Origin of the sequence: Usitatibacter rugosus, from assembly GCF_013003965.1 — a bacterium.
GTDB classification, from domain to species: Bacteria; Pseudomonadota; Gammaproteobacteria; order Burkholderiales; family Usitatibacteraceae; genus Usitatibacter; species Usitatibacter rugosus.
The window spans coordinates 3548889-3575758 of record NZ_CP053069.1 but is presented as its reverse complement, the minus strand read 5'-3'; the positions used below and the strand labels follow the sequence as shown (position 1 = coordinate 3575758).

The 26870-nt window shown below is 66.9% G+C and carries 29 protein-coding genes; 26 read left to right on the top strand and 3 right to left on the bottom strand.

Annotated features, from left to right (window positions below; all coding sequences use genetic code 11):
• Positions 1–7: 7 nt before the first annotated feature.
• From DSM104443_RS16865 to DSM104443_RS16785, 17 genes are all read left to right on the top strand, one after another.
• Positions 8–1078, top strand: coding sequence for a hypothetical protein (locus DSM104443_RS16865; protein WP_171094312.1), 1071 nt, complete (start codon positions 8–10; stop codon positions 1076–1078).
• Between the two features lie 762 nt (positions 1079–1840).
• Positions 1841–2311: a (2Fe-2S)-binding protein gene (locus DSM104443_RS16860; RefSeq protein ID WP_171094309.1), complete on the top strand. Its 471-nt coding sequence runs from the start codon at positions 1841–1843 to the stop codon at positions 2309–2311.
• An 8-nt stretch (positions 2312–2319) separates the two neighbouring features.
• A complete protein-coding gene (locus DSM104443_RS16855) occupies positions 2320–4479 on the top strand; it encodes a xanthine dehydrogenase family protein molybdopterin-binding subunit (RefSeq protein ID WP_171094308.1) in 2160 nt (719 codons plus the stop codon).
• Between the two features lie 19 nt (positions 4480–4498).
• On the top strand, positions 4499–4975 hold the full coding sequence (soxX, locus tag DSM104443_RS16850; RefSeq protein ID WP_171094306.1) for a sulfur oxidation c-type cytochrome SoxX: 477 nt from the start codon (positions 4499–4501) through the stop codon (positions 4973–4975).
• Positions 4972–5454, top strand: a complete 483-nt coding sequence (locus DSM104443_RS16845; protein ID WP_171094304.1) for a thiosulfate oxidation carrier protein SoxY — start codon at positions 4972–4974, stop codon at positions 5452–5454. Before soxX ends, DSM104443_RS16845 begins: the two co-directional genes overlap by 4 nt.
• The gene (soxZ, locus tag DSM104443_RS16840) at positions 5454–5771 is read left to right on the top strand and encodes a thiosulfate oxidation carrier complex protein SoxZ (RefSeq protein WP_171094302.1); all 318 of its coding nucleotides are present in this window, start codon (positions 5454–5456) and stop codon (positions 5769–5771) included. The genes DSM104443_RS16845 and soxZ overlap by 1 nt, the downstream gene beginning before the upstream one ends.
• A complete protein-coding gene (gene soxA / locus DSM104443_RS16835) occupies positions 5768–6490 on the top strand; it encodes a sulfur oxidation c-type cytochrome SoxA (RefSeq protein WP_171094300.1) in 723 nt (240 codons plus the stop codon). Before soxZ ends, soxA begins: the two co-directional genes overlap by 4 nt.
• A 1-nt stretch (position 6491) precedes the next feature.
• Entirely contained in the window at positions 6492–6875 is a 384-nt protein-coding gene (locus DSM104443_RS16830) for a hypothetical protein (protein ID WP_171094298.1), read from the top strand.
• Positions 6876–6944: 69 nt separating this feature from the next.
• Entirely contained in the window at positions 6945–8966 is a 2022-nt protein-coding gene (locus DSM104443_RS16825) for a TonB-dependent receptor (RefSeq protein ID WP_171094296.1), read from the top strand.
• 126 nt (positions 8967–9092) lie between these two features.
• Positions 9093–9455 (top strand): DUF2946 family protein, encoded by a 363-nt coding sequence (locus DSM104443_RS16820; RefSeq protein WP_171094294.1) that lies wholly within the window; start codon positions 9093–9095, stop codon positions 9453–9455.
• A gap of 63 nt (positions 9456–9518) precedes the next feature.
• Positions 9519–11816, top strand: a complete 2298-nt coding sequence (locus DSM104443_RS16815) for a TonB-dependent receptor (RefSeq protein ID WP_171094292.1) — start codon at positions 9519–9521, stop codon at positions 11814–11816.
• Positions 11804–12211, top strand: a complete 408-nt coding sequence (locus DSM104443_RS16810) for a YcnI family copper-binding membrane protein (protein ID WP_171094290.1) — start codon at positions 11804–11806, stop codon at positions 12209–12211. The genes DSM104443_RS16815 and DSM104443_RS16810 overlap by 13 nt, the downstream gene beginning before the upstream one ends.
• Before the next feature lie 246 nt (positions 12212–12457).
• The gene (locus DSM104443_RS16805) at positions 12458–13828 is read left to right on the top strand and encodes a leucyl aminopeptidase family protein (RefSeq protein ID WP_212756746.1); all 1371 of its coding nucleotides are present in this window, start codon (positions 12458–12460) and stop codon (positions 13826–13828) included.
• Positions 13829–13865: 37 nt separating this feature from the next.
• Entirely contained in the window at positions 13866–14714 is an 849-nt protein-coding gene (locus tag DSM104443_RS16800) for a DUF6694 family lipoprotein (RefSeq protein ID WP_171094287.1), read from the top strand.
• Positions 14715–14721: 7 nt separating this feature from the next.
• A complete protein-coding gene (locus DSM104443_RS16795; protein ID WP_171094285.1) occupies positions 14722–15450 on the top strand; it encodes a DUF748 domain-containing protein in 729 nt (242 codons plus the stop codon).
• A gap of 95 nt (positions 15451–15545) precedes the next feature.
• The gene (locus DSM104443_RS16790) at positions 15546–16373 is read left to right on the top strand and encodes a hypothetical protein (protein WP_171094283.1); all 828 of its coding nucleotides are present in this window, start codon (positions 15546–15548) and stop codon (positions 16371–16373) included.
• 23 nt (positions 16374–16396) lie between these two features.
• Positions 16397–16873: a DUF3558 domain-containing protein gene (locus DSM104443_RS16785; RefSeq protein WP_171094281.1), complete on the top strand. Its 477-nt coding sequence runs from the start codon at positions 16397–16399 to the stop codon at positions 16871–16873.
• 24 nt (positions 16874–16897) lie between these two features.
• Here DSM104443_RS16785 and DSM104443_RS16780 read toward each other — a convergent pair whose 3' ends face one another.
• Positions 16898–17089, bottom strand: a complete 192-nt coding sequence (locus tag DSM104443_RS16780; RefSeq protein ID WP_171094279.1) for a hypothetical protein — start codon at positions 17087–17089, stop codon at positions 16898–16900.
• A 180-nt stretch (positions 17090–17269) separates the two neighbouring features.
• On the opposite strand from DSM104443_RS16780, the gene eno reads away from it, so the two are divergent.
• The 4 genes from eno (at position 17270) to DSM104443_RS16760 (ending at position 20005) form a co-directional block, all read left to right on the top strand.
• On the top strand, positions 17270–18553 hold the full coding sequence (gene eno / locus DSM104443_RS16775; RefSeq protein ID WP_171094277.1) for a phosphopyruvate hydratase: 1284 nt from the start codon (positions 17270–17272) through the stop codon (positions 18551–18553).
• Positions 18550–18822, top strand: a complete 273-nt coding sequence (gene ftsB / locus DSM104443_RS16770; protein ID WP_171094275.1) for a cell division protein FtsB — start codon at positions 18550–18552, stop codon at positions 18820–18822. Before eno ends, ftsB begins: the two co-directional genes overlap by 4 nt.
• 63 nt (positions 18823–18885) lie before the next feature.
• On the top strand, positions 18886–19662 hold the full coding sequence (locus DSM104443_RS16765) for a class I SAM-dependent methyltransferase (RefSeq protein ID WP_171094273.1): 777 nt from the start codon (positions 18886–18888) through the stop codon (positions 19660–19662).
• 7 nt (positions 19663–19669) lie between these two features.
• Positions 19670–20005: an MmcQ/YjbR family DNA-binding protein gene (locus DSM104443_RS16760; RefSeq protein ID WP_171094271.1), complete on the top strand. Its 336-nt coding sequence runs from the start codon at positions 19670–19672 to the stop codon at positions 20003–20005.
• A gap of 12 nt (positions 20006–20017) precedes the next feature.
• Here DSM104443_RS16760 and DSM104443_RS16755 read toward each other — a convergent pair whose 3' ends face one another.
• Complete coding sequence (locus tag DSM104443_RS16755) at positions 20018–21373, bottom strand: HEAT repeat domain-containing protein (RefSeq protein WP_171094269.1); 1356 nt, start codon at positions 21371–21373, stop codon at positions 20018–20020.
• A 108-nt stretch (positions 21374–21481) separates the two neighbouring features.
• Between DSM104443_RS16755 and DSM104443_RS16750 the strand changes: the two genes are divergently transcribed.
• Together DSM104443_RS16750 and DSM104443_RS16745 are read left to right on the top strand one after the other, a co-directional pair.
• A complete protein-coding gene (locus DSM104443_RS16750; protein WP_171094267.1) occupies positions 21482–22444 on the top strand; it encodes a Bug family tripartite tricarboxylate transporter substrate binding protein in 963 nt (320 codons plus the stop codon).
• A 10-nt stretch (positions 22445–22454) separates the two neighbouring features.
• The gene (locus tag DSM104443_RS16745; RefSeq protein ID WP_171094265.1) at positions 22455–23519 is read left to right on the top strand and encodes an isocitrate/isopropylmalate dehydrogenase family protein; all 1065 of its coding nucleotides are present in this window, start codon (positions 22455–22457) and stop codon (positions 23517–23519) included.
• Between the two features lie 97 nt (positions 23520–23616).
• On the opposite strand, the gene DSM104443_RS16740 is transcribed toward DSM104443_RS16745, so the two are convergent.
• Positions 23617–24516: a DMT family transporter gene (locus tag DSM104443_RS16740; RefSeq protein WP_171094263.1), complete on the bottom strand. Its 900-nt coding sequence runs from the start codon at positions 24514–24516 to the stop codon at positions 23617–23619.
• A 54-nt stretch (positions 24517–24570) separates the two neighbouring features.
• Here DSM104443_RS16740 and DSM104443_RS16735 point away from each other — a divergent pair, with 54 nt between their 5' ends.
• From DSM104443_RS16735 to DSM104443_RS16725, 3 genes are read left to right on the top strand one after another with little or no spacing between them, the layout of a single operon-like run.
• Positions 24571–25170, top strand: coding sequence for a MarC family protein (locus DSM104443_RS16735; protein WP_171094261.1), 600 nt, complete (start codon positions 24571–24573; stop codon positions 25168–25170).
• A 1-nt stretch (position 25171) separates the two neighbouring features.
• A complete protein-coding gene (gene greB, locus DSM104443_RS16730; RefSeq protein ID WP_171094259.1) occupies positions 25172–25777 on the top strand; it encodes a transcription elongation factor GreB in 606 nt (201 codons plus the stop codon).
• On the top strand, positions 25774–26856 hold the full coding sequence (locus DSM104443_RS16725) for a calcium:cation antiporter (protein WP_171094257.1): 1083 nt from the start codon (positions 25774–25776) through the stop codon (positions 26854–26856). Before greB ends, DSM104443_RS16725 begins: the two co-directional genes overlap by 4 nt.
• Positions 26857–26870: the final 14 nt, after the last annotated feature.

Sequence of the window (26870 nt, the reverse complement as noted above, 5' to 3'; positions counted from 1 at the left end):
TGTCATCATGAAATCAAAGGGTTTCATCCCGCTTGCGATCGTTGCCGCCGCCGTCATTGCGTTTTACGCATGGCGCGAATCGTCGGCACCGTCCGACGGCGCCAAGGCCGCTTCCGTGCCCTCCAGCGCGCAGGTCGCGCAGGGCTCGGGGGGTAGCGGCGTCGTGGGTGCCCGCCCTGGCGCCCCGGGCATCGCCCCGCAGGCCGGCGGCCGCGCCACGCCCGCCAAGCTTTCGCTCTCCGGGGAGCTCGCGGTCGCCCGGTCCTACAAGGCGCTCTACGATCGCCTCGCCAATTCGCCTGAAGGACAAACCGCCGAAGGCCAGTACGTGCAGTACCGCATCCTCCGCGCCTGCGCCACGATCTCCGACCGCCGCGGTCCCGCGCAGCGTGCGCCGGATCTCACGCCCCAGCGCGAGTTCGTCGCCTCGCTTCCGGAAACGGATCCTACGAAGGCCAAGCGTGTCGCCGCCCTGGAGCAATTGGGTGAAGACAAGTGTGTCGGCCTGAGCGGCATCGTCACCACGGAAGCCGATCTCTCGAAACGCCTCGGTGACGCCGTCGCCGCCGGCAGTCCCTCCGCGCGCGTGATCCAGATCGAGCAGGAGCTGTGGCAGGAGCGTCGCGCTTCCGGCGCGCGCGGCGGCCCCACGCTCTCGGATGGGCAGGTGGACGCGCTTCGCACCGCCATCGGCAGCGCCGACCCCGAGGCCCTCGTCCTCGCCGGCCGCGTGCTCGGTACGGGTTTCCGCGATGTGACGCTGCGCCTCGGCCCCGATCCCACGCCCGTCGAGGGCCGAGCGCTCTCGAATGCCTTCACGCTCATGGCGTGCGACTACGGCTACCCGTGTGGCGACAACAACCCCCGCATCCTCCAGGCGTGCGCATTCCAGGGGCACTGCGACGCGGGGAATCTTCCCGACTTCCTCGCGTATTACCAGACGTCGCCTTACGAACAACAGTTGCAGACCCAGTATCGCGGCGTGCTCAACACCGCGATCGCGACGCGGGATTGGTCCGGCCTTACCGTGCAACGCGGTACGGCTCCGTTGCCGCCCTATCCGCCGGCTCGTCGGTAGTCCTGAACAGTCGAGGGGGACGAGGGGGTCGGTAGGCCTTTTTTCGTCGATTCCGGACTCGGGGGATCGTGGCCTTCGTGACGCATCAATACGTTGACGTCACTTACGACGGTTGTGAGCCTTGCATTTGAGGCTGTCACATTCCGCCCCACTCCGACGCGAACGGTTCATTCCCCCGGTCCTCCATCGAGAAAAAAGTCCTACGCGACCCCCTGTCCCCCGCGGCTAGTTTTGATACGAGGGACGGGATCGATGTTCGGAGGCTGGATCTTCACGTTTCGAAATCACGGATCGACGTTCGGAGGCTGGACCCTCACGTTTCGAAATCACGGGATCGGCGTCGGACCCTCATGCCTCTAACTCAGGGGAAGTTCGGACATTCATCCACGAACCGGGGATCGCGGTCGGACCATCGTGCGTCGCTGAAGGTGATCACATCCGGCCGGTCGCGGAGGACAGGGGGTCGCGTAGGACTTTTTTCTCGATGGAGGAGCGGGGGAATGAACCGCTCGAGTCGGAGTGCGGCCTCATGTAGCAACCGTCAATGCTCCACCTTCAGCCGTCGCAAGTGACATCAACACACATAAGTATCCCGAAGTCCCCAATCCCCCGAGTCCGGAATCGACGAAAAAAGGCCTACCGACCCCCTCGTCCTCCTCGACTGTTTAGTCCATCACGTATCAAGCATCGATGTCTTCCCCGCCGAGCCCCCGTTGGAGGAGAATCCCCTCTTCCCCCGAGCCTAGAGCCAGGAGCGCCACGATGATCCCGATTTCGGTCAACGGAAAAGCCCAGAAACTGGACGTCGAGGAGGAGATGCCGTTGCTGTGGGCCCTTCGCGACGAGCTGAAGCTGATGGGCACCAAATACGGCTGCGGCATCGCGCAATGCGGTGCGTGCACCGTGCATGTGGATGGCGAGCCGGTGCGCTCGTGCATCACGCCGTGCGGCTCGGTCGCCGGCAAGAAGGTGCTCACGATCGAAGGCCTGTCGAAGCCCGGCCTGCACAAGGTGCAGAAGGCGTGGATCGAGCATGCGGTTCCGCAATGCGGCTACTGCCAGGCCGGGATGATGATGGCCGCGGTCGCGCTGCTGAAGAAGCACCCGAACCCGACCGACGCGCAGATCGACGAGGCGATGACCAACCTCTGCCGCTGTGGCACCTATGCGCGCGTGCGCAAGGCGATCCATTCCGTGGCCGCCGGCGGCAAACCCGCCGCGCAGAAAGCGTGAGGCCCGCCATGACGACGCTCACCGTTTCCCGCCGCACATTCATCCAGGGCTCGGCCGCCACCGGCGCCGCGCTCACGCTCGAGTTCGCCATCCCCGGCAGCGCCTTCGCGCAAAAGGCCGGTGCCGCGCCGTCGGAGGTGACGGCGTGGATCCTCATCTATCCGGACGACAAGGTCACCATCCGCGTCGCCCGCTCCGAGATGGGCCAGGGCTCGCTCACGGGCCTGGTGCAGCTCGTCGTCGAAGAGCTCGAGTGCGACTGGTCCAAGGTGGGCTGGGAATACGCCTCGCCCAACGAGCACGTGAAACGCAAGCGCGTCTGGGGCTCCATGTCCACGGGCGGCAGCGCCGGCGTGCGCACGTCGCAGGAATACCTTCGCAAGGCGGGCGCATCCGCGCGCGAGATGCTGGTCGGCGCTGCTGCCGAGCAGTGGAAAGTTTCCGCGGCCGATTGCACGGTCACCAACGGAGTGATCACGCACGGCCCGTCCAAGCGCAAGCTTTCGTACGGAAAGGTCGCGGCCGCCGCGGCCAAGCGCACGCCGCCCGACGAGAAGACGGTCAAGCTGAAGGATCCCAAGGACTGGAAGATCGCCGGCAAGGACATCGCTCGCCTCGATATTCCCGACAAGGTCCTCGGCAAGCCCGTGTTCGGCGTCGACGTGATGCTGCCCGGAATGCTGCACGCGTCCATCGCGCAGAGCCCCGTCTTCCTTGGCAAGGTGAAGAGTGTCGACGACAGCGCCGTGATGAAGATGCGCGGCGTGAAGGGCGTGGTGAAGGGCTCCGACTTCGTCGCGGTGGTCGCCGACAACTGGTGGCGCGCCAACGAGGCCGTGAAGGCGCTCAAGATCGAGTGGGACGAGGGCGCCAACGGCAAGGTCTCGGACGATTCCATCAAGGCCATGCTGAAGGCCGGCCTGGACGAGAAGGGCCTGCCCACCGCGCGCGCGACGGGTGATACGCCCGCCGCACTCGCCGCCGCCGTGAAAGTCGTCGAGGCCGAGTACTACTCACCCTACCTCTCGCACGCGACGATGGAGCCGATGACCGGCACCGCGTGGTTCAAGGACGACGGCATGCTCCACGTGTGGACCTCCACGCAGAACGGCGAGGCGTCGATCGCCGCCGCGTCGGAAGCTTCCGGCCTGCCGCTGGAGCAGTGCGAGGTGCACAAGATGATGCTGGGCGGCGGCTTCGGCCGTCGCGGTGCGCCGCAGGACTACGTGAAGCAGTGCGTGATCATCGCCAAGGAGTTCAAGGGCAAGCCGGTCAAGATGATCTGGTCGCGCGAGGAAGACATGCAGCACGGCTTCTATCGCCCGGTCTCGCTCGTGCGCATGAAGGCGGCGCTCGACAAGGACGGCAACGTGACCGCGTTCCAGTCGACGATCGCGTGTCCCTCGATCCTGGCGCTGCTGCGTCCCGAGGGCATCCAGAAGGGCATCGACTTCACGGCGGTGCGCACCTTCTCGGACATGACGTACACCATCCCCAACCAGCTCTGCGAGTACGCGCAGAAGAACCCGCACGTGCCGGTCGGCTTCTGGCGCGCTCCGGGGCTGCAGAACTCGTTCTATCGCGAATGCTTCATCGACGAAGTGGCGGCTGCCGCGGGCAAGGACCCGCTCGCCTTCCGCCTCGCGATGCTGAAGCCCGACGACAAGAACCGCCTGGTGCTCGAGGCGTGCGCGAAAGCCGCGAACTGGGGCACACCGCTGCCGGCGGGTGTCTTCCGCGGCATTGCGCAATCGGACGGCTTCGGCAGCTTCACGGCGATGGCCGCGGAGGTGTCGGTGAATCCCGCGGGCGAGATCAAGGTGCATCGCGTCGTGTTCGCCATCGACTCGGGTTACGTCGTGAACCCCGATGCGTGCCGCGCTCAGGCCGAAGGCAACGTGATCTATTGCATCGGGCAGTTCTACCAGGCGCACCACATCAAGGATGGGCGCGTGCAGGAGTCCAACTTCCACGACTTCCCGCTGCCGAAGATGCCGGAGATGCCGAAGGTGGAGACGGTGTTCGTTCCCACGGGCGGGTTCTGGGGCGGGCATGGTGAGCCGGGAGCGTTGAACGTGGCGCCGGCGATCATGAATGCCGTGTTCGCTGCGACCGGGAAGCGCATTCGCACGCTACCCTTCACGGCCGACGAATTGAAGAAGGTGTGAGTGATGCGGAGGAAAGGCTTTGGAACCGCCGATCCCCGCCGATGTTTCGCCGATGGCCGCCGATAAAAGCCGGCAATTCATTCATCGGCGGCTATCGGCGATTCATTGGCGGGGATCGGCGGTTCCGGGGTTGTTTCTCGCCATTGCCGCAATGGTTGGGGGATGCGCGGGCGCCGAGGTGGCGGTCGACGCGGAGCGGGGCCGCAAGGTGTTCATCGAGCGTGAGCAGGGGCATTGCACGAGATGCCATGCGGTGCCGGGCGCACCGGAGGCGGGCAACCTCGGGCCGCCGCTCCATGGCGTGGGGGCGCGGCTGACGCCTGCGGAGATCCGCGTGCGGGTGGCCGACATCACGCAGGTGAACCCCGATGCGGCGATGCCGGCGTTCCGCAAGGTCGAGGGGCTGCACCGCGTGGCGCCCGCGTATGCGAACAAAATGCTGCTGAGCGAGTCCCAACTGGATGACGTGGTTGCCTATCTCGCTACCCTGAAATGAAACGACGCGATTTCCTGGTCTCCACCGGCGCCGTGATCGGCACGGCCGCGCTGCCCGCGGTCGCGCAGAACACGTCCGGTGCGCAGAAATTCCAGCCGGTGCAGGACATCCAGCCGCTGGTGGCGCAGGTCACGGGCGGCGCGCCGGTCGAGATGGGCGGCATCGAGATCGAGCTGCCGCAGATCGCGGAGAACGGCAACTCGGTGCCGCTGCGCATCAAGGTCGCTAGCCCGATGACGGAAGCCGACCACGTGACCGCGATCCACCTCTTTGCCGAGCGCAATCCGCGGCCCAACGTCGCCACGTTCCATCTCGGCCCGCTCGCCGGACGTGCGGAGATCTCCACGCGCGTGCGCCTGGCCGGCACGCAGAAGCTCACGGTGCTGGCCGTGTTCAACAACAAGCGCTTCCGCCAGGCGCAGGCCGATGTGCTCGTCACATCCGCGGCCTGCCTCGACGAAGCGCTGGCGGACACGTGATGCTCGGGCGCATCCAGGTGCCGGCGCTGGTGAAGAAGGGCGAACCCTTCGAGGTGCGCGTGCTCGTCCAGCATCCGATGGAGACGGGCTTCCGCCGCGACATGAACGGCAAGGCCATCCCGATGAACGTCGTGGACAAGCTCAAGGTGAGCCTCGCCGGGCGCGAGGTGTTCAGCGCCGAGATGGGCTCGGGCATGTCCGCCAATCCGTACCTGCAGTTCTACGCGGTGGCCAACGAGGCCGGGGAGATCGTCGTGGAGTGGAGCGACGACAAGGGCGAGACGGGCCGCGCCACGGCGAAGGTGATCGTGGCGTGATCGCCGAGCTGCTCCTCGCCGCGGTGCTGGTCGGCGGCGTCGAGTACCAGAGCGCGGATGTGAAGAAGCTGCAGGCCGACGAGTTCGCCAACCCGGGAATGCTGTGGGTCGCGCAAGGCGAGCGCCTGTGGAACCAGGCCGCGGCGTCCGGTCCTTCGTGTGCGTCGTGCCACGGGGATGCGGCGAAATCGATGAAGGGCGTCGCCGCGTCGTATCCGAAGTTCGACGCTTCGCTGGGGCGCGTCGTGAACCTCGAAGGCCGCATCGATGCCTGCGTGCGCGTGAACCAGAAGGGCGCGGCCCTTGTGCCGGAATCGCCCGAACGCCTCGGGCTCTCCGCCTACGTCGCGTACCAGTCGCGTGGCATGCCGATCGCAGTGAGCGTCGAAGGTCCCGCGAAACCCACGTTCGACCGCGGCGCGGCGCTCCACAAGCAGCGCATCGGCCAGATGAACCTCGCCTGCACGCACTGCCACGACACGCATGCGGGCAAGACGCTCCTGAACGAGACCGTGAGCCAGGGCCAACCCGACGGCTGGCCCGCTTATCGCCTCGAATGGCAGTCGCTCGCGTCGCTTCAGCGGCGCCTGCGCGCCTGTTTCTACGGCGTTCGCGCCGAGCAACCCGCCTTCGATTCCGACGATCTCATCGCGCTCGAGCTCTTCCTCGCGAATCGCGCGAAGGGCCTGCCGCTCTCCGTCCCCGGCGTCAGAAGGTAGAATGCAATTCGTCATTCCCGCGAAGGCGGGAATCCAGTGGGTCCCCGCCTTCGCGGGGACGACGCACCGAGAAATGACCCTCCTCCGCCGAATCGGTTTTGCTGCCTTCTTCGCCCTGGCCTTGCTTGTCGGCCAGCAGGCGGTGGTGCTGCACGACCTGAAGCACGCGGCGGAGCATCGCGAGGGCGGCACGCCGAGCGAGAAGAGTTGCGACACGCACTACCTGTGCGCGCAGCTCGGCAGCGCGGTCGATGTCGCGCCGCCGGTCATCCCGCAGGCCGACGCGTCGTCGCAAGCCATCGCCGCGTATTTCCTCGAGGGCGTGTCGCAGCGCACGCGCCTCGCGTACCGCTCGCAAGCTCCACCGCAAGTCACTCCCGCCTAGCACCACCGGCCTGGCCGGAACGCCGCTCCGCACCCCGGAGCGCTCGTCCATTCGCATTCGGGAGTTCCCATGAAGAGATACACCCTCGCGGGCGCCATCGCGTCCGTGTTCGCCGCATCATTCGCGCACGCGCAGCAGGCGCCGGCGCCGAATCCTCCGGTCAAGAAGCTGGAGACCATCACCGTCACCGCCTCGCCGCTCAGCTCGAGCGAGGAGACGATGGCCCAACCCTCGCAGGTCATGAGCAGCGAGGAGCTGCGGCGCAAGCGCGCGTCCTCGCTGGGCGACACGCTCGCGCAGGAGCCGGGCGTGCAGTCGAGCTCGTTCGGTGCCGGTGCGGGCCGGCCGATCATCCGCGGTTTCGATGGCGCGCGAGTGCAGGTGCTGGAGAACGGCGTCGGCTCGCTCGACGTCTCCACGATCAGCCCCGACCACGCCGTCACCGTCGAGCCGCTTCGCGCGCAGCAGATCGAGATCCTGCGCGGACCGGCGACGCTCCTCTACGGCGGAGGGGCGATCGGCGGTGTGGTGAACGTCGTCACCGACGCGATTCCCCGCGAGAAACTGGATGCGCCCACGGGAGCCGTGGAGGTGAAGGGCGGCAGCGCCAACCGGTTGCGAGACGGCGGCTTCGACATCTCCGCGCCCGCGAGCGACTCGTTCGTCCTCCATGCCGACGCCTACAAGCGCCGCACGAAGGACTACGACATCCCGGGTGCCGCGCGCCGCAACGACCCCGACAGCCCCGTGGGAACGCTTCCCGACAGCGCGGTCGACTCGACGGGCGGCAGCGTCGGCGGCTCGTGGGTCGGCGATCGCGGCTTCCTCGGCGCATCGGCCAGCACGTTCCGGAGCGACTACGGCATTCCCTCGGGTGAGGGCGCGTCGATCTCGCTCAAGCAGCAGCGCGAGGACATCTCGGGCGAGCTCAACAATCCGTTCCCCGGCTTCGTGAAGGCGAAGATCCGCGCCGGCTTCAACGACTACGAGCACCGCGAGATCGCCGCGGACGGCGAGACGGCCACGACGTTCAAGAACAAGGCGTGGGAGTCGCGCCTGGAGCTGCTGCACCAGCCGTGGTCCGGCTTCGAGGGCGCGCTCGGCGTCCACGTGCAGGACCGCGACTTCTCCGCGCTCGGCGAGGAGGCAGTCGTACCACGCACGAAATCCAGCTCGGTCGCGGGCTTCATCGTCGAGCGGCGCAACTGGGATGCGTTCGGCATCGAAGGCGGCCTGCGCGTCGAGAACGAGAAGCGTGATCCCGACGGTGATCTGCCGTCGCGATCCTTCAGCCCCACGTCAGTCTCGCTGGGCGGCGTGTGGAAGTTCAAGCCAGACCTCGATCTCCACGTGAGCGCCACGCGATCGCAGCGGGCACCGGGCATCGAGGAGCTCTACATCAACGGCGCCCACGAGGCGACCGCGTCGTTCGAAGTGGGCAACCCCAACCTTGGCAAGGAAACCGCGCAGACGCTCGACGTGACCCTGCACCAGTCGGGCGGTCCGCTCACGTGGAAGGTGACGTTGTTCGCGAGCCGCATCAGGAACTACATCTACGCGAAGTCCGCGGACACGAACGGCGACGGCATCGCCGACCGCGTGGACGACCAGGGCACGCTCCAACCCGACGGAGAATTCCTCCTGCAGAACTTCACGCAGCTGGAGGCGCTCTTCCGCGGCTACGAGGCCGAGATCCGCTACCGGCCCGAGTCGCATGCGTGGAGCGTGCGGCTCTTCACCGACGGCGTTCGCGGCACGCTGGACGGCGCGGGCTCGGTACCGCGGCTCTCGCCCTCGCGCGTAGGCCTCGACCTCGAGGGCCGCCTCGGCCGCTGGAACGGCACGCTGACCGTGGTGCACGCCCAGTCGCTCAAGCACCCGGCCGAGCTCGAGACGCCCACCGCGGGCTACACGCGTGTCGATGCGGAGATCGCCTACGAGGTGCCGATGGAGAAGGGCCGCAACCTCACGCTCTTCCTGCAGGGCACCAACCTCTCGGACGCAGAGATCCGGTTCAACACCTCGTACTTGAAGGACGTGGCTCCGGCGATGGGGCGCTCGTTCCAGGGAGGTCTGCGGTACACCTTCTAGACACTCGTCATTCCCGCGAAGGCGGGAATCCAGCCTGGGTCCCCGCCTTCGCGGGGACGACGGTGGAAACGGGGGCGACGCCCGGTTCGGAATGTTTCGTGGGCGTCGGTTGTTATCATCGTTGCCATGACCGTCCGTTCCCGCCGCATCGCCGCCCTCGCCACCGCGTTCATCGTGGCGTGGACGTCGTTGTGGTCGCTGGTCACCGCGGCGCATGCCAAGGTGGCCGGCGAGGAGGTCATGCTGTGCCACCAGGCGGGCACGATGGTCGCGCCGGGCGCGCCGATGCAGCCCGGGCGCGAGGGCAAGACGCATTGCCCGCTGTGCATCATGGCCTTCTACGGGAGCGCACCCCCAACGCTCCAGGTGCCGCCGCTGCAGTTCGCCACGCACTTCGTCATCCTCGCGGCGTACGAGGCTCCGCGCCCCGTGCAACACGCGCCGCTCCTCCCGCAGTCCCGCGCCCCGCCGCCCTTCATCACGTCCTGATCCGTCAATCCGTCGCGCGCAGGAGCCGCAGGCTCGCGCGTGTGCATTGCATCCGGAGGAACGATGAAGAAGCACCGAGAGGCGGCGCATGCCGTCTCGATCGCGGTCATGCTGGGCGCGACCTCGCCCGCACTCGCCGACCATGGCGACGACCCGGGCCCCGTGAAGAGCCTCGGCACCGTCACGGTGACCGGCGGGCGACCCACGTCGCTGCCGTCGCACATCCCCACGACCATCGAGGGCATCACCGGCAAGCAGGTGGAAGAGTCGATCAACGCGTCCGACGCGGAGGACGCGCTCAAGTACTTCCCGAGCCTGCTGGTCCGCAAGCGCAACATCGGCGACTACGACCACGCCGTGCTCGCCACGCGAGCGTCGGGCACCGGCAACAGCGCCCGCTCGCTCGTGTTCGCCGACGGCATCCTGCTGTCGAACCTGCTCGGCAACGGCGCGAGCTTCACGCCGCGCTGGGGCCTCGTGACGCCCGAGGAGATCGAGCGTGTCGACGTCCTCTACGGACCGTTCTCCGCCGCCTACTCCGGCAACTCCGTGGGTGCCGTCGTCGACTACGTGACGCGCATGCCCACGCAGTTCGAGGCGCACGCCAAGGTCTCCGGCTTCCGGCAGAAGTTCGACCTCTACCGCACGAAGGACGACTACGACGGCTACCAGGCGAGCGCCTCGATCGGCAGCCGCGCGGGCGGGTTCTCGTGGTGGATCAACGCCAACCACCTCGACAACGACGCGCACCCGCTCACGTTCGCCACGAAGGTGATCACGACGGGCACGCCGGGCAGCGCCGGCACGCCGGTCACCGGAGCCGTTTTCGGCCAGAATCCGCGCAACCAGGACCAGTGGATCCTCGGCACGGGCACGCAAACCTCCACCGAGCAGGATCACGCGAAGGTGAAGGTGGCGTACGACTTCACCTCGACGATGCGCGCGAGCTACACGTTCGGTTTCTGGAAGAACGAGGCCTTCCGCAATTCGCAGCCGTATCTCTTCGACGCGGCGGGCAATCCCGTCTACGCGGGAACGGTGAACATCGACGGCCGCTCGTTCACGATCGCGCCGACCGAGATCACCCAGAACCGTGCCGACATGCAGCACCTGATCCACGGCTTCGCCCTGAAGACGCACACGCAAGGCCTCTTCGACTGGGAGGTGCTCGCGAGCTACTACGACTACCAGCGCGATCTCGTGCGCTCGCCGCTCGTGGCGCGTCCCATCGCCGATTCGGGCGGTGCCGGGCGCATCGCGGACCAGAACGGCACCGGCTGGGGCTCGTTGTGGCTGAAGGGTGCCTGGCGCCCCGACGGTGCGAACGGAATGCATCTCGTCGACCTGGGCGTGCAGTACGACCGGCAGAAGATGCGCACGCTGGTCTCCGACACCAGCGACTGGATCTTCGGTGGCGCAGGCGCGCGCTTCTCGGCGTTCCAGGGCCAGACGGAGCTCACCAGCGCGTACCTGCAGGACACGATGCGGCTCGGTCCGGAATGGCGGGCGACGCTCGGGCTTCGCGCGGAGAAGTGGCAGGCCTCCGACGGCGCGCTCTCCAACGCTTCGACCACGATCGGTTTCCCGGAGCGCGACGACACGACCTTCTCGCCGAAGGCCGCCATCGCCTGGCAAGCCACGCACGAGTGGGTGCTGCGCGCTTCGCTCGGCCGTGCGATCCGCAATCCCACCGTCTCCGAGCTCTACCAGGGCACGATCTCGACGGGCACGATCGTGAACAACGACCCGAACCTGAAGCCCGAGAAGTCGTGGACCAGCGAGCTCACCGCGGAATACGACCTCGGCTTCGGCGTCGCGCGTGCCACGGCGTTCTTCGAAGACACGAAGGACGCGCTCTACTCGCAGACCAACGTGACGGTCTTCCCGAACGTGACCAGCATCCAGAACGTGGACCACATCCGCACCTCGGGCCTCGAGCTCGCGGCGCAGGCAACGGAAGTCTTCACGCGCGGGCTGGACCTCGCGGCGAGCCTCACCTTCGCCGATTCCATCATCCGCGAGAACGAGAAGTTTCCGGCGAGCGTCGGCAAGTGGCAGCCCCGCGTGCCGCGTTGGCGGGCGAACGTCCTCGCGACCTACCGCGTGGACGAGCGCTGGTCGGGATCCCTCGGCGCGCGCTACAGCGGCAAGCAGTACAACACGCTCGACAATTCGGACCCGAACGGCTTTGCCTACACCGGCACCAGCAAGTTCTTCGTGGTGGATGCGCGCGTGCGCTTCAAGTACGACCGCAACTGGAGCGCATCCTTCGGCATCGATAACCTGAACAACTACGAGTACTGGAACTTCCACCCGTACCCGCAACGAACCTACATGGCGGAGCTGAAATGGGACTACTGAATCGCATCGCCCTCGCCACCGTGGCCCTTGCGGCCGCCACGGCCCACGCACACGTCGCCGTCGAGCCGAAGAGCTCTCCGGTCAACAGCTACACGCGCCTCACGTTTCGCGTGGGCCATGGCTGCGATGCCGCGGCCACCGTGGCACTCACCGTGAAGTTTCCCGAGGACATGAAGACCGTGCGTCCGCAGCCGAAGCCGGGCTGGACCGTCGAGATGAAGAAGGAGCCCGTGATCGAGATCACATGGCGCGGGCGGCTGGAGGCGGACTACTTCGATGACTTCGGGGCTCTGGTCCATCTGCCGAGCACGCCCGGAATTCGCCGCTTCGCGATCAAGCAGGAGTGCGAGGGGAAATCCATGGAATGGACGCCAAGCCTCGATGTCGTGAAGTGATTGGCAGCGTGGTTCGCGGGTGAAGCTTTTGACACAGAGGACACAGAGGGGGCACAGAGGACACAGAGGAAAGCAGTGCGGGGTGTGACCGTGCTCTGAGGTGGCCTTCGAAGCAGGATTGACCCTGAAGGTTTTCCTCTGTGTCCTCTGTGCCCCCTCTGTGTCCTCTGTGATCCCGCTTTGACTTTGATCCCGCTTTCGACTTTCGCCCGTAAAATGACGGTTTCCCGCTCCAGATCGCCGCCCGTGACCGTCATCACCGACAAGAAGTCCTTCCGCAAAGCCATCCCCATCCTCGCGTCCGACCGGGCGCGCCTGCCCAAGCTCCTCGCGAAGCTCACGCCCGTGCAGCGTCGCTGGACGGAGACGGCCGGCTTCGAGGGCGCCGCGAACACGCACACGATCGTCCCCGACGAGCAGGGCGGCGCCGCGATGGTGCTGGCCGGCGTTCGCGATGCCGACGATGTCTGGGCGCTCGCGAACCTGCCCCTGAAACTCCCTGCCGGCCGCTACGAGCTGGGCAAGGGGCCGCTCACGATCCCTGCCGACAACGCCGCGTTCTCGTGGGCCCTCGGCAGCTACAAGTTCGCGAAGTACCGCAAGTCGGGCCGCGTGCCCGCCGAGCTGCAGGTCGAGGATTCCACGAAGGTCGTGCTCGCCCTGCAATGCGCCGAGGCGCAGCGCCTGGTGCGCGACCTCGTCAACACGCCGACCGAGGACATGGGTCCCGAGCACCTCGCCAACGCCGCGCGCGAGCAGGCGCGGCAATTCGGCGGCAAGTATCGCGAGTGGGTGGGCGAGCAACTGCTCGCCGAGAACTTCCCCGCGATCCACGCCGTGGGCCGCGCCGCCGCGCCCGACCGCCAGCCGCGCCTGATCGAGATCACGTGGGGCAACCCGAAGAATCCGAAGCTCGCCGTCGTCGGCAAGGGCGTGTGCTTCGACACGGGGGGGCTCGACATCAAGGGCGCCGAGGGCATGCGCCTCATGAAGAAGGACATGGGCGGCGCTGCGCACGCGCTGGCGCTCGCGCGCCTTATCATGCAGAGGAAGCTCCCGATCCGCCTGCACATGCTGATCCCCGCGGTCGAGAACAACATCAGCAGCAACTCCTATCGCCCCGGCGACGTGATCAAGACGCGAGCCGGCCACCACATCGAGATCCACAACACGGATGCCGAGGGCCGCGTGGTGCTATGCGACGCGCTCGCCTATGCCGTCGAGCAGAAACCGAAGACGATCATCGACTTCGCCACGCTCACCGGCGCCGCGCGAGTGGCGCTGGGCCCCGAGCTGCCCGCGCTCTTCTGCAACGACGACAAGTTGGCCGCCCGGTTCGAGAAAGCCGCGCTCACGCTCGAGGACCCGATGTGGCGCATGCCGCTGTGGAGAAACTACCGCCGCTTCTTCGACAGCGACATCGCGGACTTCACCAACTCGGGCCGCGGCGGCTTCGCCGGCGCGATCACCGCGGCGCTCTTCCTCGACTACTTCGTGCCGTCCGAGGTATCGTGGGCCCACTTCGACGTCTATTCGTGGAACGACGTCTCCCGCCCGGGTCGCCCGCTGGGCGGTGAAATGCAGGGTTTGAGGGCAGTGCTCGCCAGCATCTCGTAGAAGGATGCGGTTCCCGGCGCCGGAAAAGGAGCAAGCCGTGTTTCGCGCCATCCTGTTGGCTTCCACCCTCGCGCTCGCCGCGTGCTCGGGGGGCCTCGACCAGAAGCTCGACGGTTCGAGCGAGGCCGCCTACCGCACGAGCCTGAACAAGGTCCGCAACTCCGTCTCGGAGGAGGACCGCAAGCAGCTCGACGAGTCGCTCCGCATCCTCGCCGTCTCCGACGTCTCCATCGGCTTCGAGGGCGGCATCCTGACGGCCGTGGACAAGCTGCGTTCCACCCCGCTGACCGAGCTCGCCGAGCCGCTCATGCCGCAGGTGAACGGCCGCACCGGCCGCGACATCGTCGCCGCGGCGAAGCTGCGCATGAAGGAGCAGGCCGAGCGCCAGCTCGCGACCTCGAAGATCGAAATCGAAAAGCTCACGCGCGCCCGCAAGGAGAAGGAATCCGCGCGCGACTTCCTCGCGAAGGTGGAGATCCTCGAGCCGCGCATCGCCATCGTCGGCACCGACGCGCAGCGCATGGGCATCCTCGACTTCAAGGTGTCCAACGGCTCCGAGGAAGTGCTCTCGAGCCTCTTCCTGCGCGCGACGGTGAAGGGCGCGGACGACAAGGTCCTGATGACCGACGAGTTCACGTACAAGGCCTCGCCGCCGATCGCGGCCGGCCAGGTGCGCGACGTGCGGCTGCCCAGCTCGTCGCCCAACAAGTGGAACTCCTCCGAGCTTGCGAAGCAGGCGCAGCTCGCGCTGCAGCTCCAGGTGGAGAACGCCGCCACGCTCGCGGGCTCGAAGCTCGCGGCAAGCTTCACGCAGAAGGATGCCGACCGCCTCGCGCTCCTCGAGAAGCAGAAGCCGGTGCTGGAGGCGCTGGTGGCCGCGAAGTGAGCCGGCCGTGAAGAAGGCGCTCATCATCCTCGGCGTGCTGCTCGTGCTCGCGGCGGGCGCGGCCTACCTCGTGGTGAACAAGCTCGACGTGATCGCGCACTACGCGATCGAGAAGTACGGCTCCGAGATGCTGGGCGTCGAGGTGAAAGTGAAAGACGTCGAGCTCTCCGCCACCGATGGCAAGGGCGCGCTGAAGGGCGTGGAGATCGCAACGCCGAAGGGATTCAGCGCGCCGCGCACCGCGCGCGTGGGCCAGATCCGCCTTGCGGTGGAACCCGCCACGATCCGCGACGACCTGATCGTGATCCGCGAGATCGCCGTGGAGGCGCCCGAGATCTGGTACGACCGCGCGGGCTCGGGAGCGACCAACCTGGATGCGATCCAGAAGAACATCGAAGGCTACCTGCAACGCTCGGGCACGCCGGCCGAGGGCAAGGCCGCGGGACCGCAGGCGCCGGGCCGGCGCTACGTGATCGAGAAGGTCTCGATCCGCGGCGCGCGCGTGACGATGACCACCTCGGGCCTGAAGGGGCAGGGCATCGGCTTCACGTTGCCGGACATCGAGCTGCGAAATATCGGCCGCAAGCCGGACGGCGTGACCGCAGCCCAGGCGGCCAACGTCGTCACCAACGCGCTCATCTCGAAGATCGCGCAGAAGGTCCTCACGAACATCGACCTGCTGCGCCGGGGCGGCAAGGACGCCGCCATCGACGCGCTGAAGAACCTGGTGCGTTGAAACGGTGTCCCGGCAATCTCCATGATGGGCACACAGTTTTCGGCCCGAATGATGCGAAAATAGGCGTTCTCACTGTCCCAGCAAGGGTTTTTACGATGACCTCGTTCCACCGATTCTTCGCCGCGGCCGCGCTCGGCCTCGGCCTCTGCGGCAATGCCGCCGCCACGCCCGCCACCGCCGACTACACCGACATCTGGTGGAACCCCACCGAGAACGGCTGGGGCATCAACATCGTCCAGCAGGGCTCGACGCTCTTCGCGACGATCTTCCTCTACGGCAACGACAACACGAACCGCTGGTTCATCGCGAGCAACCTGGCCACGCTGCCGGCCAACGCGGGCCAGACCAAGTTCGGCGGCGTGCTCTACCAGACCAACGGCACGTTCTTCGCGACGGTGCCTTACAACCCGGCGCAGTTCGGCCTGGTCGAGGTCGGCACGATGACGGTCACGTTCGACACGTCCAACACCGGCACGCTGGTCTACACCGTCGGCCAGACCACGGTCACGAAGAACATCACCCGCACCACGATCTCCACGAACGACATCACCGGCATCTTCTTCGGCGGCATGCTCTCGAAGACGTCCAATTGCGTGAACAATGCGAACAACAACCTGGAGCTGAACCTCCTGGGCACGGTCACCGGCACCACGACCGGCAACACCAGCAACTACCGCGTCGACTACACGCTCAACAACGGCGCCGCCGCCTCGTGCAACTTCGCCGGCACCTACTCGCAGCTGGGCCGCATGGGCGCGATGTCCGGCCAGTGGAGCTGCACGACCACCGGCACCATCCTGAACAGCGGTACCTACCAGATCACGCAGATCGACATCCAGAAGGCAGGCATGAACGGCAACGTGGTCGCCGTCGACGCAGCCTGCACGTACACCGGCACCATCGGGGGCATCCGCTACCAGTAAGCGAAGAACAGAGGGGGGCGAACATGCAAGCGTTGCGATTCGGGCTTCACGCGTTGATCGGGCTGGCGCTGGCGGGACCGGCACTGGCCCAGGAAGCGTTCGACGCCTGCGAAGTCTTCACGCAGCAGGACGCGGAGGCCGCGCTGGGCACCGCCGCGCAGCCCGAGCCCGTCAACCCGAAGGTGAAGCGGCCCAAGGTCGTGACGAAGTGCACCTACACGGGGTTCAAGGAAGGCAAGCCCGTCGCGGCCACGGCGGAGTTCCGCTTCGGCCGTACGGAAGGCGATGTGAAGAACGCCTTCGGCGAGCATCGCCTGCAGGTGCAGACCAAGCCCATCCTCATCTCGGGCGTGGATGCGTTCTGGAGCGGCAAGACGGGCCAGATGAACGTGCGGAAGGACCGCACGTGGGTCCAGATCTCCGTCGGCCCGCCCAAGGTGACGGACCGCGATCCGGACCAGGCCCGCAAGGCCGCGGACCTCCTGATCAAGAAGCTGTAGCGAGCCGCTTCGCGCGGCTCGCGGCTAGATCGCCTCGAGCCGCCAGTCTTTCCGCGGCTTCTCCACCACGGCCTTCGCCTTCACCGTCTTCTGCGGAGCCGCGGGCGCGGCCGCTCGCAGGCAGATGGTGCCGTCGGCCTTGGCCGGATCCGAGGGGACCGCGGTCGCCGCGAGGATCATCATCGGGAGCAGAACGTTGAACAGACGCGGCTTCATGGGGGTGCCTCCTGGGGGTGACGGGTCCTGCCCTGTATTGCGCCGGAACCTTCTCCGGGTTCCAAGCGGATTCATTCTCCACGCTGAAGGCCGGGTACTTTGTCACGCTTTGTTTCCCGGCGTGGGCGACGGGAATGGGCCGTAACGCGTAGAATTGCGGGCAAACCAACAGGGACCCGCATGACCGCAATTGTCGAAGTGCTGGCCCGGGAGATCCTCGACTCCCGCGGCAACCCGACCGTCGAAGCCGACGTCCTCCTCGAATCCGGCCACATGGGCCGGGCCGCAGTCCCCTCCGGAGCCTCCACCGGATCGCGCGAAGCGATCGAGCTCCGCGACGGCGACAAGCAGCGCTACTTCGGCAAAGGCGTGCAGAAAGCGGTCGAGCACGTGAACACCGAGATCTGCGAGGCCATCCTCGGCCTCGACGCCTCCGAGCAAACGCACATCGACCGCGTGCTGATCGAGCTGGACGGCACCGAGAACAAATCGCGCCTGGGCGCCAACGCCATCCTCGCCGTGTCCGTCGCCTGCGCGAAAGCCGCGGCCGACGAATCCGGCCTCTCGCTCTACCGCTACCTCGGCGGCAGCGGCCCGATGAAGATGCCGGTGCCGATGATGAACGTCATCAACGGCGGAGCGCACGCCAACAACAACCTGGATTTCCAGGAGTTCATGGTCCTGCCCGTGGGCTTCCAGTCGTTCCGCGAAGCGCTTCGCTGCGGCAGCGAGATCTTCCACACGCTGAAGAAGATGCTCGACCAGGAAGGCATGTCCACCTCGGTGGGCGATGAGGGCGGCTTCGCGCCGAACCTGCCCACCAACGAGAGCGCGCTGCAGTGGATCATGAAGGCCGTCGAGCAGGCGGGCTACCACCCGGGCACCGACGTGCTGCTGGGCATGGACTGCGCCGCCTCGGAATTCTTCAAGGACGGCAAGTACCGCTTCGAAGCCGAGAAGCTCTCGTACAACCCGACCCAGTTCGCCGACCTCATGGCCGGCTGGTGCGACAAGTACCCGATCGTCTCGATCGAGGACGGCATGGCCGAGCAGGACTGGGACGGCTGGGAAGGCCTCACGAAAAAGCTTGGAGACAAGATCCAGCTCGTGGGCGACGACGTCTTCGTGACCAACCCGAAGATCTTCGCCGAGGGCATCAAGCGCGGCATCGCCAACTCCATCCTCATCAAGATCAACCAGATCGGCACGCTTACCGAAACGTTCGAGGCGATCGAGCTGGCCAAGCGCTCGGGCTACACGTCGGTGATCTCGCACCGCTCGGGCGAGACCGAGGATTCCACCATCGCCGACATCGCGGTGGGCACCAACGCGGGCCAGATCAAGACCGGCTCGCTCTCCCGCTCGGACCGCACCGCCAAGTACAACCAGCTCCTGCGCATCGAGGAAGAGCTGGGCGAGGCAACGTCCTATGCGGGACGGGACGCCTTCCACCAGGTGAGATGAAACCCCTAGCCTTCGGCCTCGCTGCGCTGATCGTGCTGCTGCAGTACCCGCTGTGGCTGGGCAAGGGCAGCTGGCTGAAGGTGTCGGAGCTGGAAGCGCAGGTGGCCGAGCAGCGCGCCACCAACGCGAACCTCAAGGCGCGCAACGACGCGATGGACGCCGAGGTCCGCGATCTCAAGCAGGGTTCGGAGGCGCTGGAGGAACGCGCCCGCACCGAGCTCGGCATGATCCGCAAGGACGAGATGTTCTACCAGGTCGTGGTCAAGTAATTGGGGTCAGACCCCAATTACAAAATAATTAGGGTCTGACCCTATTTATCGCTGGCTCAATCCATGAAGCCCGATTCCAACATCCATCACGCTGCCGCCGACGGATATCCCGTCACCGCGGACAACTACGTTCGAGGCCGCCCCGACTACGCGCCAGAGCTCGTGGCATGGCTGCGCGATTTCATCGGCCTTGGCCCCGGCAAGACGGTCATCGATCTCGGTGCGGGCACCGGCAAGTTCACGCCGCGGCTCGTCGCCACGGGCGCGCGCGTCGTCGCCGTCGAACCCGTGGCCGAGATGCGCGCGAAGCTCGTGGCCGCCGTCGCCAATGTCGTTGCGCTCGAAGGTACCGCCGAAGCGATCCCGCTGCCGGATGCGTCGGTCGATGCCGTCGTCTGTGCACAATCGTTCCATTGGTTCGCCACGCGCGCGGCGCTCGCCGAGATCCACCGCGTGCTGAAGCCCGGCGGCAAGCTCGGCCTCGTGTGGAACATGCGCGATGCGCGCGTGGGCTGGGTCGCGAAGCTGGACGAGATCGTCAATCGCTACGAGGGCGACACGCCGCGCTACTACACCGGCAAGTGGCGCTCCGCCTTCCCGTTCGAGGGCTTCGATCCGCTGCACGAGGAGCACTTCGCGATCGGCCACACCGGCTCGCCCGAGGACGTGATCGTTCGCCGCGTGCGGTCCTCCAGCTTCATCGCGGTGCTCTCCGACGCGGACAAGGCTCGCGTGGAAGAGCAGGTCCGCGCGCTGATCGATTCCGAGCCGGAGCTTCGCGGCCGCACCGAGCTCACCGTGCCCTACGAGACCGCGGCCTTCTCCACCACGAAGCGGTGAGATTCCCATGACCATCGCCACACTCCGCAAGTATTGCCTCTCGCTCCCCGGCACGACCTACGACGTGAAGTGGGGCAAGGACCACTGCTACTCGATCGGCGGCAAGATGTTCGCGGTCTTCGGGCCGAAGAACTTCAGCTTCAAGGTCGACGACAACCGCTTCCTCGAGCTGACCGACCTCGAGGGGATCATCCCCGCGCCGTACATGGCGAAGCACAAGTGGGTGCTCGTGGAGGACCTCAAGGTGCTTTCCGAGAAGGACCTTCGCGCGCTTCTCGCGCGGTCGCACGAGATCATCCTCGCCAAGGCCCCGAAGAAGCTGCGCGACAGCCTCGCGAAGTAAAGCTCGCGCTCCTCAGGAAGTAGGCCCGGCCTCGATCTTCGCGATCGCAGCCTCGACTGCGGCCTTGCGCGAGGCCGGAGGCGGATCGCTGCCGCGGAATCCCCCGCGATTCGGAATCGTGAGATCCATCTTGGCGAGGTCGGCCTGGAGCGCGCGCAGCTGGGGCAACGCAGACCGGTCGCCGATTCTCTCCAGCGCGAGCACGATCGCGACCTCGATCCCGGGCCGTACCTTCCGCAGGCGCTCGAGCAATGGGGCGACGGCGCGCTGCCGTCGCGACGTGCCCAAGGCGTTGATCGCGCTCAGCCGCGCGAGATCGTTCGGATCGTCGAGCATCGCGAGAAGCCGGTCGACGGTCGCTTCGGAAGCGAGGGTATCCATGTTCGAAAGTGCGCCTGCCGCGAAATTGCGCACCTCAGGGGAGGCATGCGTGAGCAGCCCCGCGAGTTTGGGCTCCGACGAAGCCGCCTGGAGTTGGCCAAGTGCAAAGGCCGCGCCGCGCACGACCTTCGGATCGGGATCGGCGAGATAGCGCTCCAGCAGGGGTATGGCGCGCGGATCCGGTTGTTCCGAACCGCTCGAGAGTTGGCGGCCCAGGGCCTGGCCTTCCAGGCCCACCAGCGACCGCTCGTACGCGGCCCAGTTCTCTTCCATCACCGCAAGCTCGGCGGGTGTCGCATGCCGCTGGAACGCTTCGCGCACGAGCATGGGCCGCGGGTCGAGGTGTCCCCCGCGCCCGTCAAAGGCCTTGGTATCAAACGCAGTCAGCGTCACGGCGAGGAAATGACCCGGGCCACGGTACTGGGCGCGCGGCACGCCATCCTGGACGAAGTAGAAGTACATCGGAGCCCGCTCCGGCGAAGCGCAGTCGACGGCGATGTGCTGCTGGCCGTCGAACCTCAGGATCGGCAGGAACGTGCGCGGCCAAGCCATCGATTCCAACATGCCAACCTCGCGTTCGATGCGCTTGATGAAGCGGTATTCGTCGATCACCTTGGCCAGGGGCAGCCACTCGTAGCTGGGAATCATGGGATTGATGCCGTCGTGCCACAGGTACATGCGGCGGACCGCCGGGGGCAGCGCGCACGGAAGCTCCTTCTCGAGGCGATCGGGCGCCGCGGCATCGAGCGGTGGACGTACCACGATGCCGTGGGCCGCGAAGTGCGCGTCGAGCGCGCGGAAGGTCGCGTCGAGATCGACGATCGTATCGGGCGCGCGGAGGTCGATGGCCGGCTTGTGGGGAGGGGGCAGATCAGTCACGGCAACGCTGCTGGCGGGGCCGATCGGCAGCGGCTTCATCCACCACCGGACGCCGAGCACGGCGGCGACCAGTACGAGGAGGAGCAGTGCCACGTTGCGACCCGTCATCGGATTTCTTTCGCGGTCGGGTTGCACCGGAGTTTACCTGCACGCCATGACGGCCGCGCCCGGCGATCTTGTATCCTGCCCGCTCGTCCCGCTCCGCTCGGAAACCCCATGAGAATCGCCACCGTCCTCGCCACAGTAGTCGCCTGTGTTGCCCCGCTCCTCGCGCAAGCACAGCCCTTTCCGCAGAAACCCATCACGATCGTTGTTCCGTTCGCCCCCGGCGGCGGCACCGACGCCATCGCGCGGGATCTCGGCAAGCAGCTCGGGGATCGCCTGAAGCAGCCCGTCATCATCGACAACCGCGGCGGTGCGGGCGGATCGATCGGCGCGCAGGCCGTGCAAGCGGCGAAGCCCGACGGCTACACGCTGCTCTTCGTGACCTCCACGTTCGTGACCGCGGCGGCCACGGACCGCAAGCTTCCGTACGACGTCGTGAAGGACTTCACGCCAATCGCGATGCTGGGCCGCGGGCCGTTGCTGCTCGTGGTGAGCAAGCAGTCCGGAATCGAGAGCGTCGGCGGATTGATCGAAAATGCGAAGAAGGCGCCGGACTCGCTGAACTACGTCTCGGCGGGCACGGGCAGCATCAACCACCTCTCCGGCGAGCTCTTCGTGCAGCGCACCGGAATCAAGATGACGCACGTTCCGTACAAGGGCAGCGGACCGGCGACGACGGATTTGATCGGTGGCCAGGCGCAGGTGTTCTTCGCGACCGTGCCGACGATCCTGGGGCAGGTGAAGGGCGACCGCGTGCGGCTGCTCGCGACCACGGGCAAGGCGCGATCGTCGCTCTTCCCGCAGACGCCGACGGTGATCGAATCGGGCGTGCGCGATTTCGACGTGAGCACGTGGTGGGGCATCGTGGGACCGAAGGGCCTGCCGCCGGAGATCGTCTCCGCGCTGAATGCGGCGATCAACGAAAGTGCCGCGAGCGAGGCGTTGTCGAAGCGTTTTGTCGATGAGGGCGCACAGGCCATGAAAGGCTCGTCCGCGGAGTTCGGCGCGGTGATCCAGCAGGAGCTCGATGCTTGGCGGAAGGTTGTCCAAGCCGCCGGCATCAAGATCGATTGAGGAGCGCGCCATGAAGATCGTCGTCATTCCGGGCGATGGCATCGGGCCGGAGATCGTCTCGGCCACCGTCTCCGTGCTGGAGGCGGCCAGCCGCAAGTTCGCGCTCGGCCTGGCGTTCGAGAGCCGCGATGTGGGCCTGGTCACGCTGAAGAGCGTCGGCACGACGTTTCCACCGGAAGTGCTCGAGGCCTGCCGGGGCGCTGGCGGCATCGTGCTCGGCCCCGTGTCGCACCAGGACTATCCGCCCAAGGCGCAGGGCGGCGTGAATCCCTCCGGCGCGCTTCGCATCCAGCTCGACCTCTTCGCCAACGTCCGTCCGAGTCGCTCCCGCGAAGGCATGCAGCATTGGGGTCGCACGCCCATGGACCTCGTGATCGTGCGCGAGAACACCGAGGGCTTCTACGCGGACCGCAACATGCATTCAGGCCCGGGCGAGTTCATGCCGACGCCCGATACGGCGCTCGCGATCCGCAAGGTGACGGCCAAGGCATCGGAGCGCATCGCGAAGAGCGCTTTCGCCCTCGCCGAGAAGCGCCGCCGCAAGGTGACGGCCGTGCACAAGCAGAACGTGATGCGCGTGTCCGACGGGCTCTTCCTCGCCGAGGTGCGCAAGGTCGCGGCGGCGAATCCGGGCATCGCCTACGAGGAGCAGCTGGTCGATTCGATGGCGGCGCTGCTGGTGCGCGACGCCGCTCGCTACGACGTGATCGTCACCACCAACATGTTCGGCGACATCCTCTCCGACGAGGCCGCGGAGCTCTCCGGCAGCCTCGGCCTCGCGGGCTCGATCAACGCCGGCGTGGACCACTGCATGGCGCAGGCGAGCCACGGCTCGGCGCCCGACATCGCGGGGCAGGACAAGGCGAACCCGACGTCGCTGATCCTCTCCGCGGCGATGCTTCTCGAGTGGCTCGGCATCCGGCACAAGCGCGAAGCTTTCCTCGACGCACACCAGGCCATCGAGACGGCGATCGACACGCTGCTTCGGGATCCCGCCCGCCGTACCGCGGACCTCGGCGGCCGGCTTGGCACGAAGGCCTTCACGGCTGCGCTGTGCGAGGAGCTCGCCCGGTGATCGTCGTCCCCGCTGAATAAAGGGGTCAGACCACTTTATTGTTCGGGACAATAAAGTGGTCTGACCCCTTTATTCACCGCCTTCGCGGGAGTGACGACTACACGCTACCTCGCTTCGACAGGTAGATTCCGGCGAGCACGATGGCACCGCCGATGAACTGCAGCGGCCCGATCGCCTCGGCGAAGAGGAGCCACGCGAAGATCGCCGCCATCACGGGCTGGATCAGCAGGCTCACCGAGGAGAGCGACGCCGGAAGGTGGGCGAACGCATAGGCGATCAGCCCCTGGCCGAGGATCTGCGTAACGACGGCCAACCCCACGAGCACCAGCCAGCCCGATGAAGACGCGGGCCAGAACGGCTGCGGCGCGATCAGCGCGATCGGAAGCAGCACGAGTGCGGTGATCGTCGTGCTCCACGCCATCAACCGCGCCGTGGAGGCTCCGGCATCGCGGGCGGCCTTGATCGAGAGCATGTAGCCCGCATAGAACGCGCCGGTCAGTGCACCCAGCGCATCCCCCAGCAACCGCGTACCCCCAACGGCAAAGTTGGGCCCGACCAGAACGAACATCCCCGCGATCGCGAGCGTCATGCCGACGAGGAACGTGCGCGTCACCTTCTGCTTCCACAGCAGCCACCCCGCGAGCGTCACGAAGATCGGCGCGAGATTCGCCAGTAGCGTCGAGTTGGCGACCGACGTGAAGAGGATCGAGAAGTGCCACACGCCGAGGTCGGCGGCGAAGAACAAACCGGCACCGGCGAGGGCCAGCGGCGGCACGCGCGCCTCGCGGGCATCGCGCGTCCGGAAGAACACCCAAGCCCAGAGCAAGGGCGTGGCCAGCGCGCAGCGCCAGAAGGCACTCGCGACCGGGCCGGTGTCGGCGAGCCGCACCAGGATCGGCGCGAAGGCGATCGAGCATCCGCCGGCCAGCAGGCCGACGAAGGCAAGGGTCTGTTCGCGGCTGGAATCGGCTGCGGCGGGGGTGGAGGGCGTGGACATCAATCGCGATTCTAAACGGCGGGGGCCCCAGACGCCCTGCTGTAAGATTTCATCATGCCCACCGAATTCGTCTCCGCCGTCGTCCTGCTGCTCCTGGTGACCGACCCGTGGGGCAACGTGCCCCTCGTGCCGGCGCTGGTGGCGGGCTGCGCCCCGGAGCGCCGCCGTTGGGTGATCCTTCGCGAGTGCCTCATCGCGTTCGTGATCCTGCTCGTGTTCATGTTCGGCGGGCACACGTTCCTGCAGGTCATGCACCTCTCGGAAGCCTCGCTTTCGATCGCGGGCGGCGTGATCCTCTTCCTCATCTCCATCCGCATGGTCTTCGGCAGCCCCGAGGGCATCTGGGGCGATGTGGCCAAGGGCGAGCCGTTCATCGTCCCGCTCGCGGTGCCGTTCATCGCCGGCCCGTCGGCGCTGGCCACCGTGATGCTCATGGCCACGCGCGATCCGTCCCGCATCGGCATGTGGGCCGCGGCGATCACGGTGACCATGGCGATCGTGACCGTGATCCTGGTCTTCGCCGAGAAGATCCGCGTGGTGCTGGGCGAGAAGGCGGTCATTGCCATCGAGCGGCTGGCCGGCCTCATCCTCACGGCGATCGCGGTGGAAATGCTGCTCGGGGGAATTCGTTCCTTCGTCACGGGTCTCAAGTGACATGAGCAAGGCCTTCACCAAAGAGACCGACAACGACGACGACGAGCTCGAGCTCACGTCGAACCCCATTCCCGCGGGCGCCAAGAACTACATGACGCCGGGCGGCTGGCAAAGCATGCGCGACGAGGTGGCGTGGCTGGTGAAGACCGAGCGCCCCCAGGTGACCAACATCGTCTCGTGGGCCGCCAAGAACGGCGACCGTTCCGAGAACGCCGACTACCAGTACGGCAAGCGGCGGCTGCGCGAGATCGACCGCCGCATCCGCCACCTCACCAAGCGGCTGGAGGAGGCGGAGGTCGTGGACCCGGGCTCGCGCGAGGCGACGGACCAGGTGTTCTTCGGGGCGACCGTGACGTATGCCACGGCGAAGGGCGCGGAGCACACGGTGCGCATCGTGGGCGTCGACGAGACCGACATGCACTCCGGCCGCATCAGCTGGATCTCCCCGGTGGCGCGGGCGCTCATCAAGGCGCGCGAGGGGGATACGGTGACGTTGCAAACCCCCGGCGGCATCGAGGAGCTCGAGATCGTCGAGGTGAAGTACGAAGCCATCCTCACCGAACCCTTCAAGCCGAGCCTCGCCGCCTGGTCGCCGAACGCCAAATGACCAACGCCTCCAAGCTCCCGCTCTGGACGATCGCCGCGCCGATCGTGGGGTGGCTGCTGCTCGGCGGCACGCTGCTCGGCTGGGGCGGCGCGTACATCGGGCTGCTCGCCGTGGGCCTCATCGGCAGCGTGCTCGCGGCGGTGCACCACGCCGAGGTCGTCGCGCACAAGGTGGGCGAGCCTTACGGGACGCTGGTGCTCGCGATCGCGGTCACGGTGATCGAGGTGGCGCTCATCGTCTCGCTGATGCTCGCGGGCGGCCCGGCCACCCTGGCACGCGATACGGTCTTCGCCGCGGTGATGATCATCCTCACCGGCATGGTCGGCATCTGCATGCTGGTGGGCGGACTCAAGCACGGCGAGCAGCGCTTCCGGCTGGATGGGGCCAGCGGTGCGTTGGTGACGCTCGCGGCGATCGCCATCCTCACGATGGTGCTGCCCAACTACACCGAGACCACGCCCGGCCCGTTCTACAGCCGCTCGCAGCTCGCGTTCATCGCGCTCGTGACGCTGGTGCTGTACGGCACGTTCGTCCTCGTCCAGACCGTGCGGCACCGCGACTACTTCCTGCCGAGGAAGGCCGACGGCAGCGTGGACGAGGATGAGCACGCGGACCCGCCCACCACCCAGGCCGCGTGGCTGAGCTTCGTGCTGCTGCTCGCGTGCCTGGTGGCCGTCGTGCTGCTGGCGAAATCCCTCGCCGGGCCGATGGAGGTCGCGCTCACGCGGGCGGGCGCGCCCCAGGCGCTGCTGGGCATCATCATCGCGGCCGTGGTCCTCTTGCCGGAAGGGCTGGCGGCGGCGCGCGCGGCCCGAGCCAATCGCCTCCAGAACAGCTTGAACCTCGCGCTCGGCTCGGCGCTCGCGAGCATCGGCCTCACCATTCCAACGGTCGCGGTGCTCTCGCTATCCTCCGGGTGGACGCTCGCCCTAGGCCTCGATTCCAAGGCCACCGTGCTGCTCCTGCTCTCGCTCTTCCTCGCGACCATCTCGTTCAGCACCGGACGCACCACCATCCTGCAGGGCGTGGTCCACCTCGTGCTCTTCGCGGTCTACCTGTTCACGACCGTCGTTCCGTAAATGAATGGGGTCAG

What these genes read in the sequence shown, in the direction of transcription:
- DSM104443_RS16735 (WP_171094261.1), top strand. Translation starts at nt 24,571, where the DNA reads ATGCCCACCGAATTCGTCTCCGCCGTCGTCCTGCTGCTCCTGGTGACC.
- DSM104443_RS16765 (WP_171094273.1), top strand. Translation starts at nt 18,886, where the DNA reads ATGAAGCCCGATTCCAACATCCATCACGCTGCCGCCGACGGATATCCC.
- DSM104443_RS16760 (WP_171094271.1), top strand. Translation starts at nt 19,670, where the DNA reads ATGACCATCGCCACACTCCGCAAGTATTGCCTCTCGCTCCCCGGCACG.
- DSM104443_RS16750 (WP_171094267.1), top strand. Translation starts at nt 21,482, where the DNA reads ATGAGAATCGCCACCGTCCTCGCCACAGTAGTCGCCTGTGTTGCCCCG.
- soxZ (WP_171094302.1), top strand. Translation starts at nt 5,454, where the DNA reads ATGCTCGGGCGCATCCAGGTGCCGGCGCTGGTGAAGAAGGGCGAACCC.
- DSM104443_RS16790 (WP_171094283.1), top strand. Translation starts at nt 15,546, where the DNA reads ATGACCTCGTTCCACCGATTCTTCGCCGCGGCCGCGCTCGGCCTCGGC.
- DSM104443_RS16785 (WP_171094281.1), top strand. Translation starts at nt 16,397, where the DNA reads ATGCAAGCGTTGCGATTCGGGCTTCACGCGTTGATCGGGCTGGCGCTG.
- DSM104443_RS16820 (WP_171094294.1), top strand. Translation starts at nt 9,093, where the DNA reads ATGACCGTCCGTTCCCGCCGCATCGCCGCCCTCGCCACCGCGTTCATC.
- ftsB (WP_171094275.1), top strand. Translation starts at nt 18,550, where the DNA reads ATGAAACCCCTAGCCTTCGGCCTCGCTGCGCTGATCGTGCTGCTGCAG.
- DSM104443_RS16860 (WP_171094309.1), top strand. Translation starts at nt 1,841, where the DNA reads ATGATCCCGATTTCGGTCAACGGAAAAGCCCAGAAACTGGACGTCGAG.
- DSM104443_RS16725 (WP_171094257.1), top strand. Translation starts at nt 25,774, where the DNA reads ATGACCAACGCCTCCAAGCTCCCGCTCTGGACGATCGCCGCGCCGATC.
- greB (WP_171094259.1), top strand. Translation starts at nt 25,172, where the DNA reads ATGAGCAAGGCCTTCACCAAAGAGACCGACAACGACGACGACGAGCTC.
- DSM104443_RS16830 (WP_171094298.1), top strand. Translation starts at nt 6,492, where the DNA reads ATGCAATTCGTCATTCCCGCGAAGGCGGGAATCCAGTGGGTCCCCGCC.
- DSM104443_RS16845 (WP_171094304.1), top strand. Translation starts at nt 4,972, where the DNA reads ATGAAACGACGCGATTTCCTGGTCTCCACCGGCGCCGTGATCGGCACG.
- DSM104443_RS16755 (WP_171094269.1), bottom strand. Translation starts at nt 21,373, where the DNA reads ATGACGGGTCGCAACGTGGCACTGCTCCTCCTCGTACTGGTCGCCGCC.
- DSM104443_RS16865 (WP_171094312.1), top strand. Translation starts at nt 8, where the DNA reads ATGAAATCAAAGGGTTTCATCCCGCTTGCGATCGTTGCCGCCGCCGTC.
- DSM104443_RS16745 (WP_171094265.1), top strand. Translation starts at nt 22,455, where the DNA reads ATGAAGATCGTCGTCATTCCGGGCGATGGCATCGGGCCGGAGATCGTC.
- DSM104443_RS16855 (WP_171094308.1), top strand. Translation starts at nt 2,320, where the DNA reads ATGACGACGCTCACCGTTTCCCGCCGCACATTCATCCAGGGCTCGGCC.
- DSM104443_RS16740 (WP_171094263.1), bottom strand. Translation starts at nt 24,516, where the DNA reads ATGTCCACGCCCTCCACCCCCGCCGCAGCCGATTCCAGCCGCGAACAG.
- DSM104443_RS16825 (WP_171094296.1), top strand. Translation starts at nt 6,945, where the DNA reads ATGAAGAGATACACCCTCGCGGGCGCCATCGCGTCCGTGTTCGCCGCA.
- DSM104443_RS16810 (WP_171094290.1), top strand. Translation starts at nt 11,804, where the DNA reads ATGGGACTACTGAATCGCATCGCCCTCGCCACCGTGGCCCTTGCGGCC.
- DSM104443_RS16780 (WP_171094279.1), bottom strand. Translation starts at nt 17,089, where the DNA reads ATGAAGCCGCGTCTGTTCAACGTTCTGCTCCCGATGATGATCCTCGCG.
- eno (WP_171094277.1), top strand. Translation starts at nt 17,270, where the DNA reads ATGACCGCAATTGTCGAAGTGCTGGCCCGGGAGATCCTCGACTCCCGC.
- DSM104443_RS16815 (WP_171094292.1), top strand. Translation starts at nt 9,519, where the DNA reads ATGAAGAAGCACCGAGAGGCGGCGCATGCCGTCTCGATCGCGGTCATG.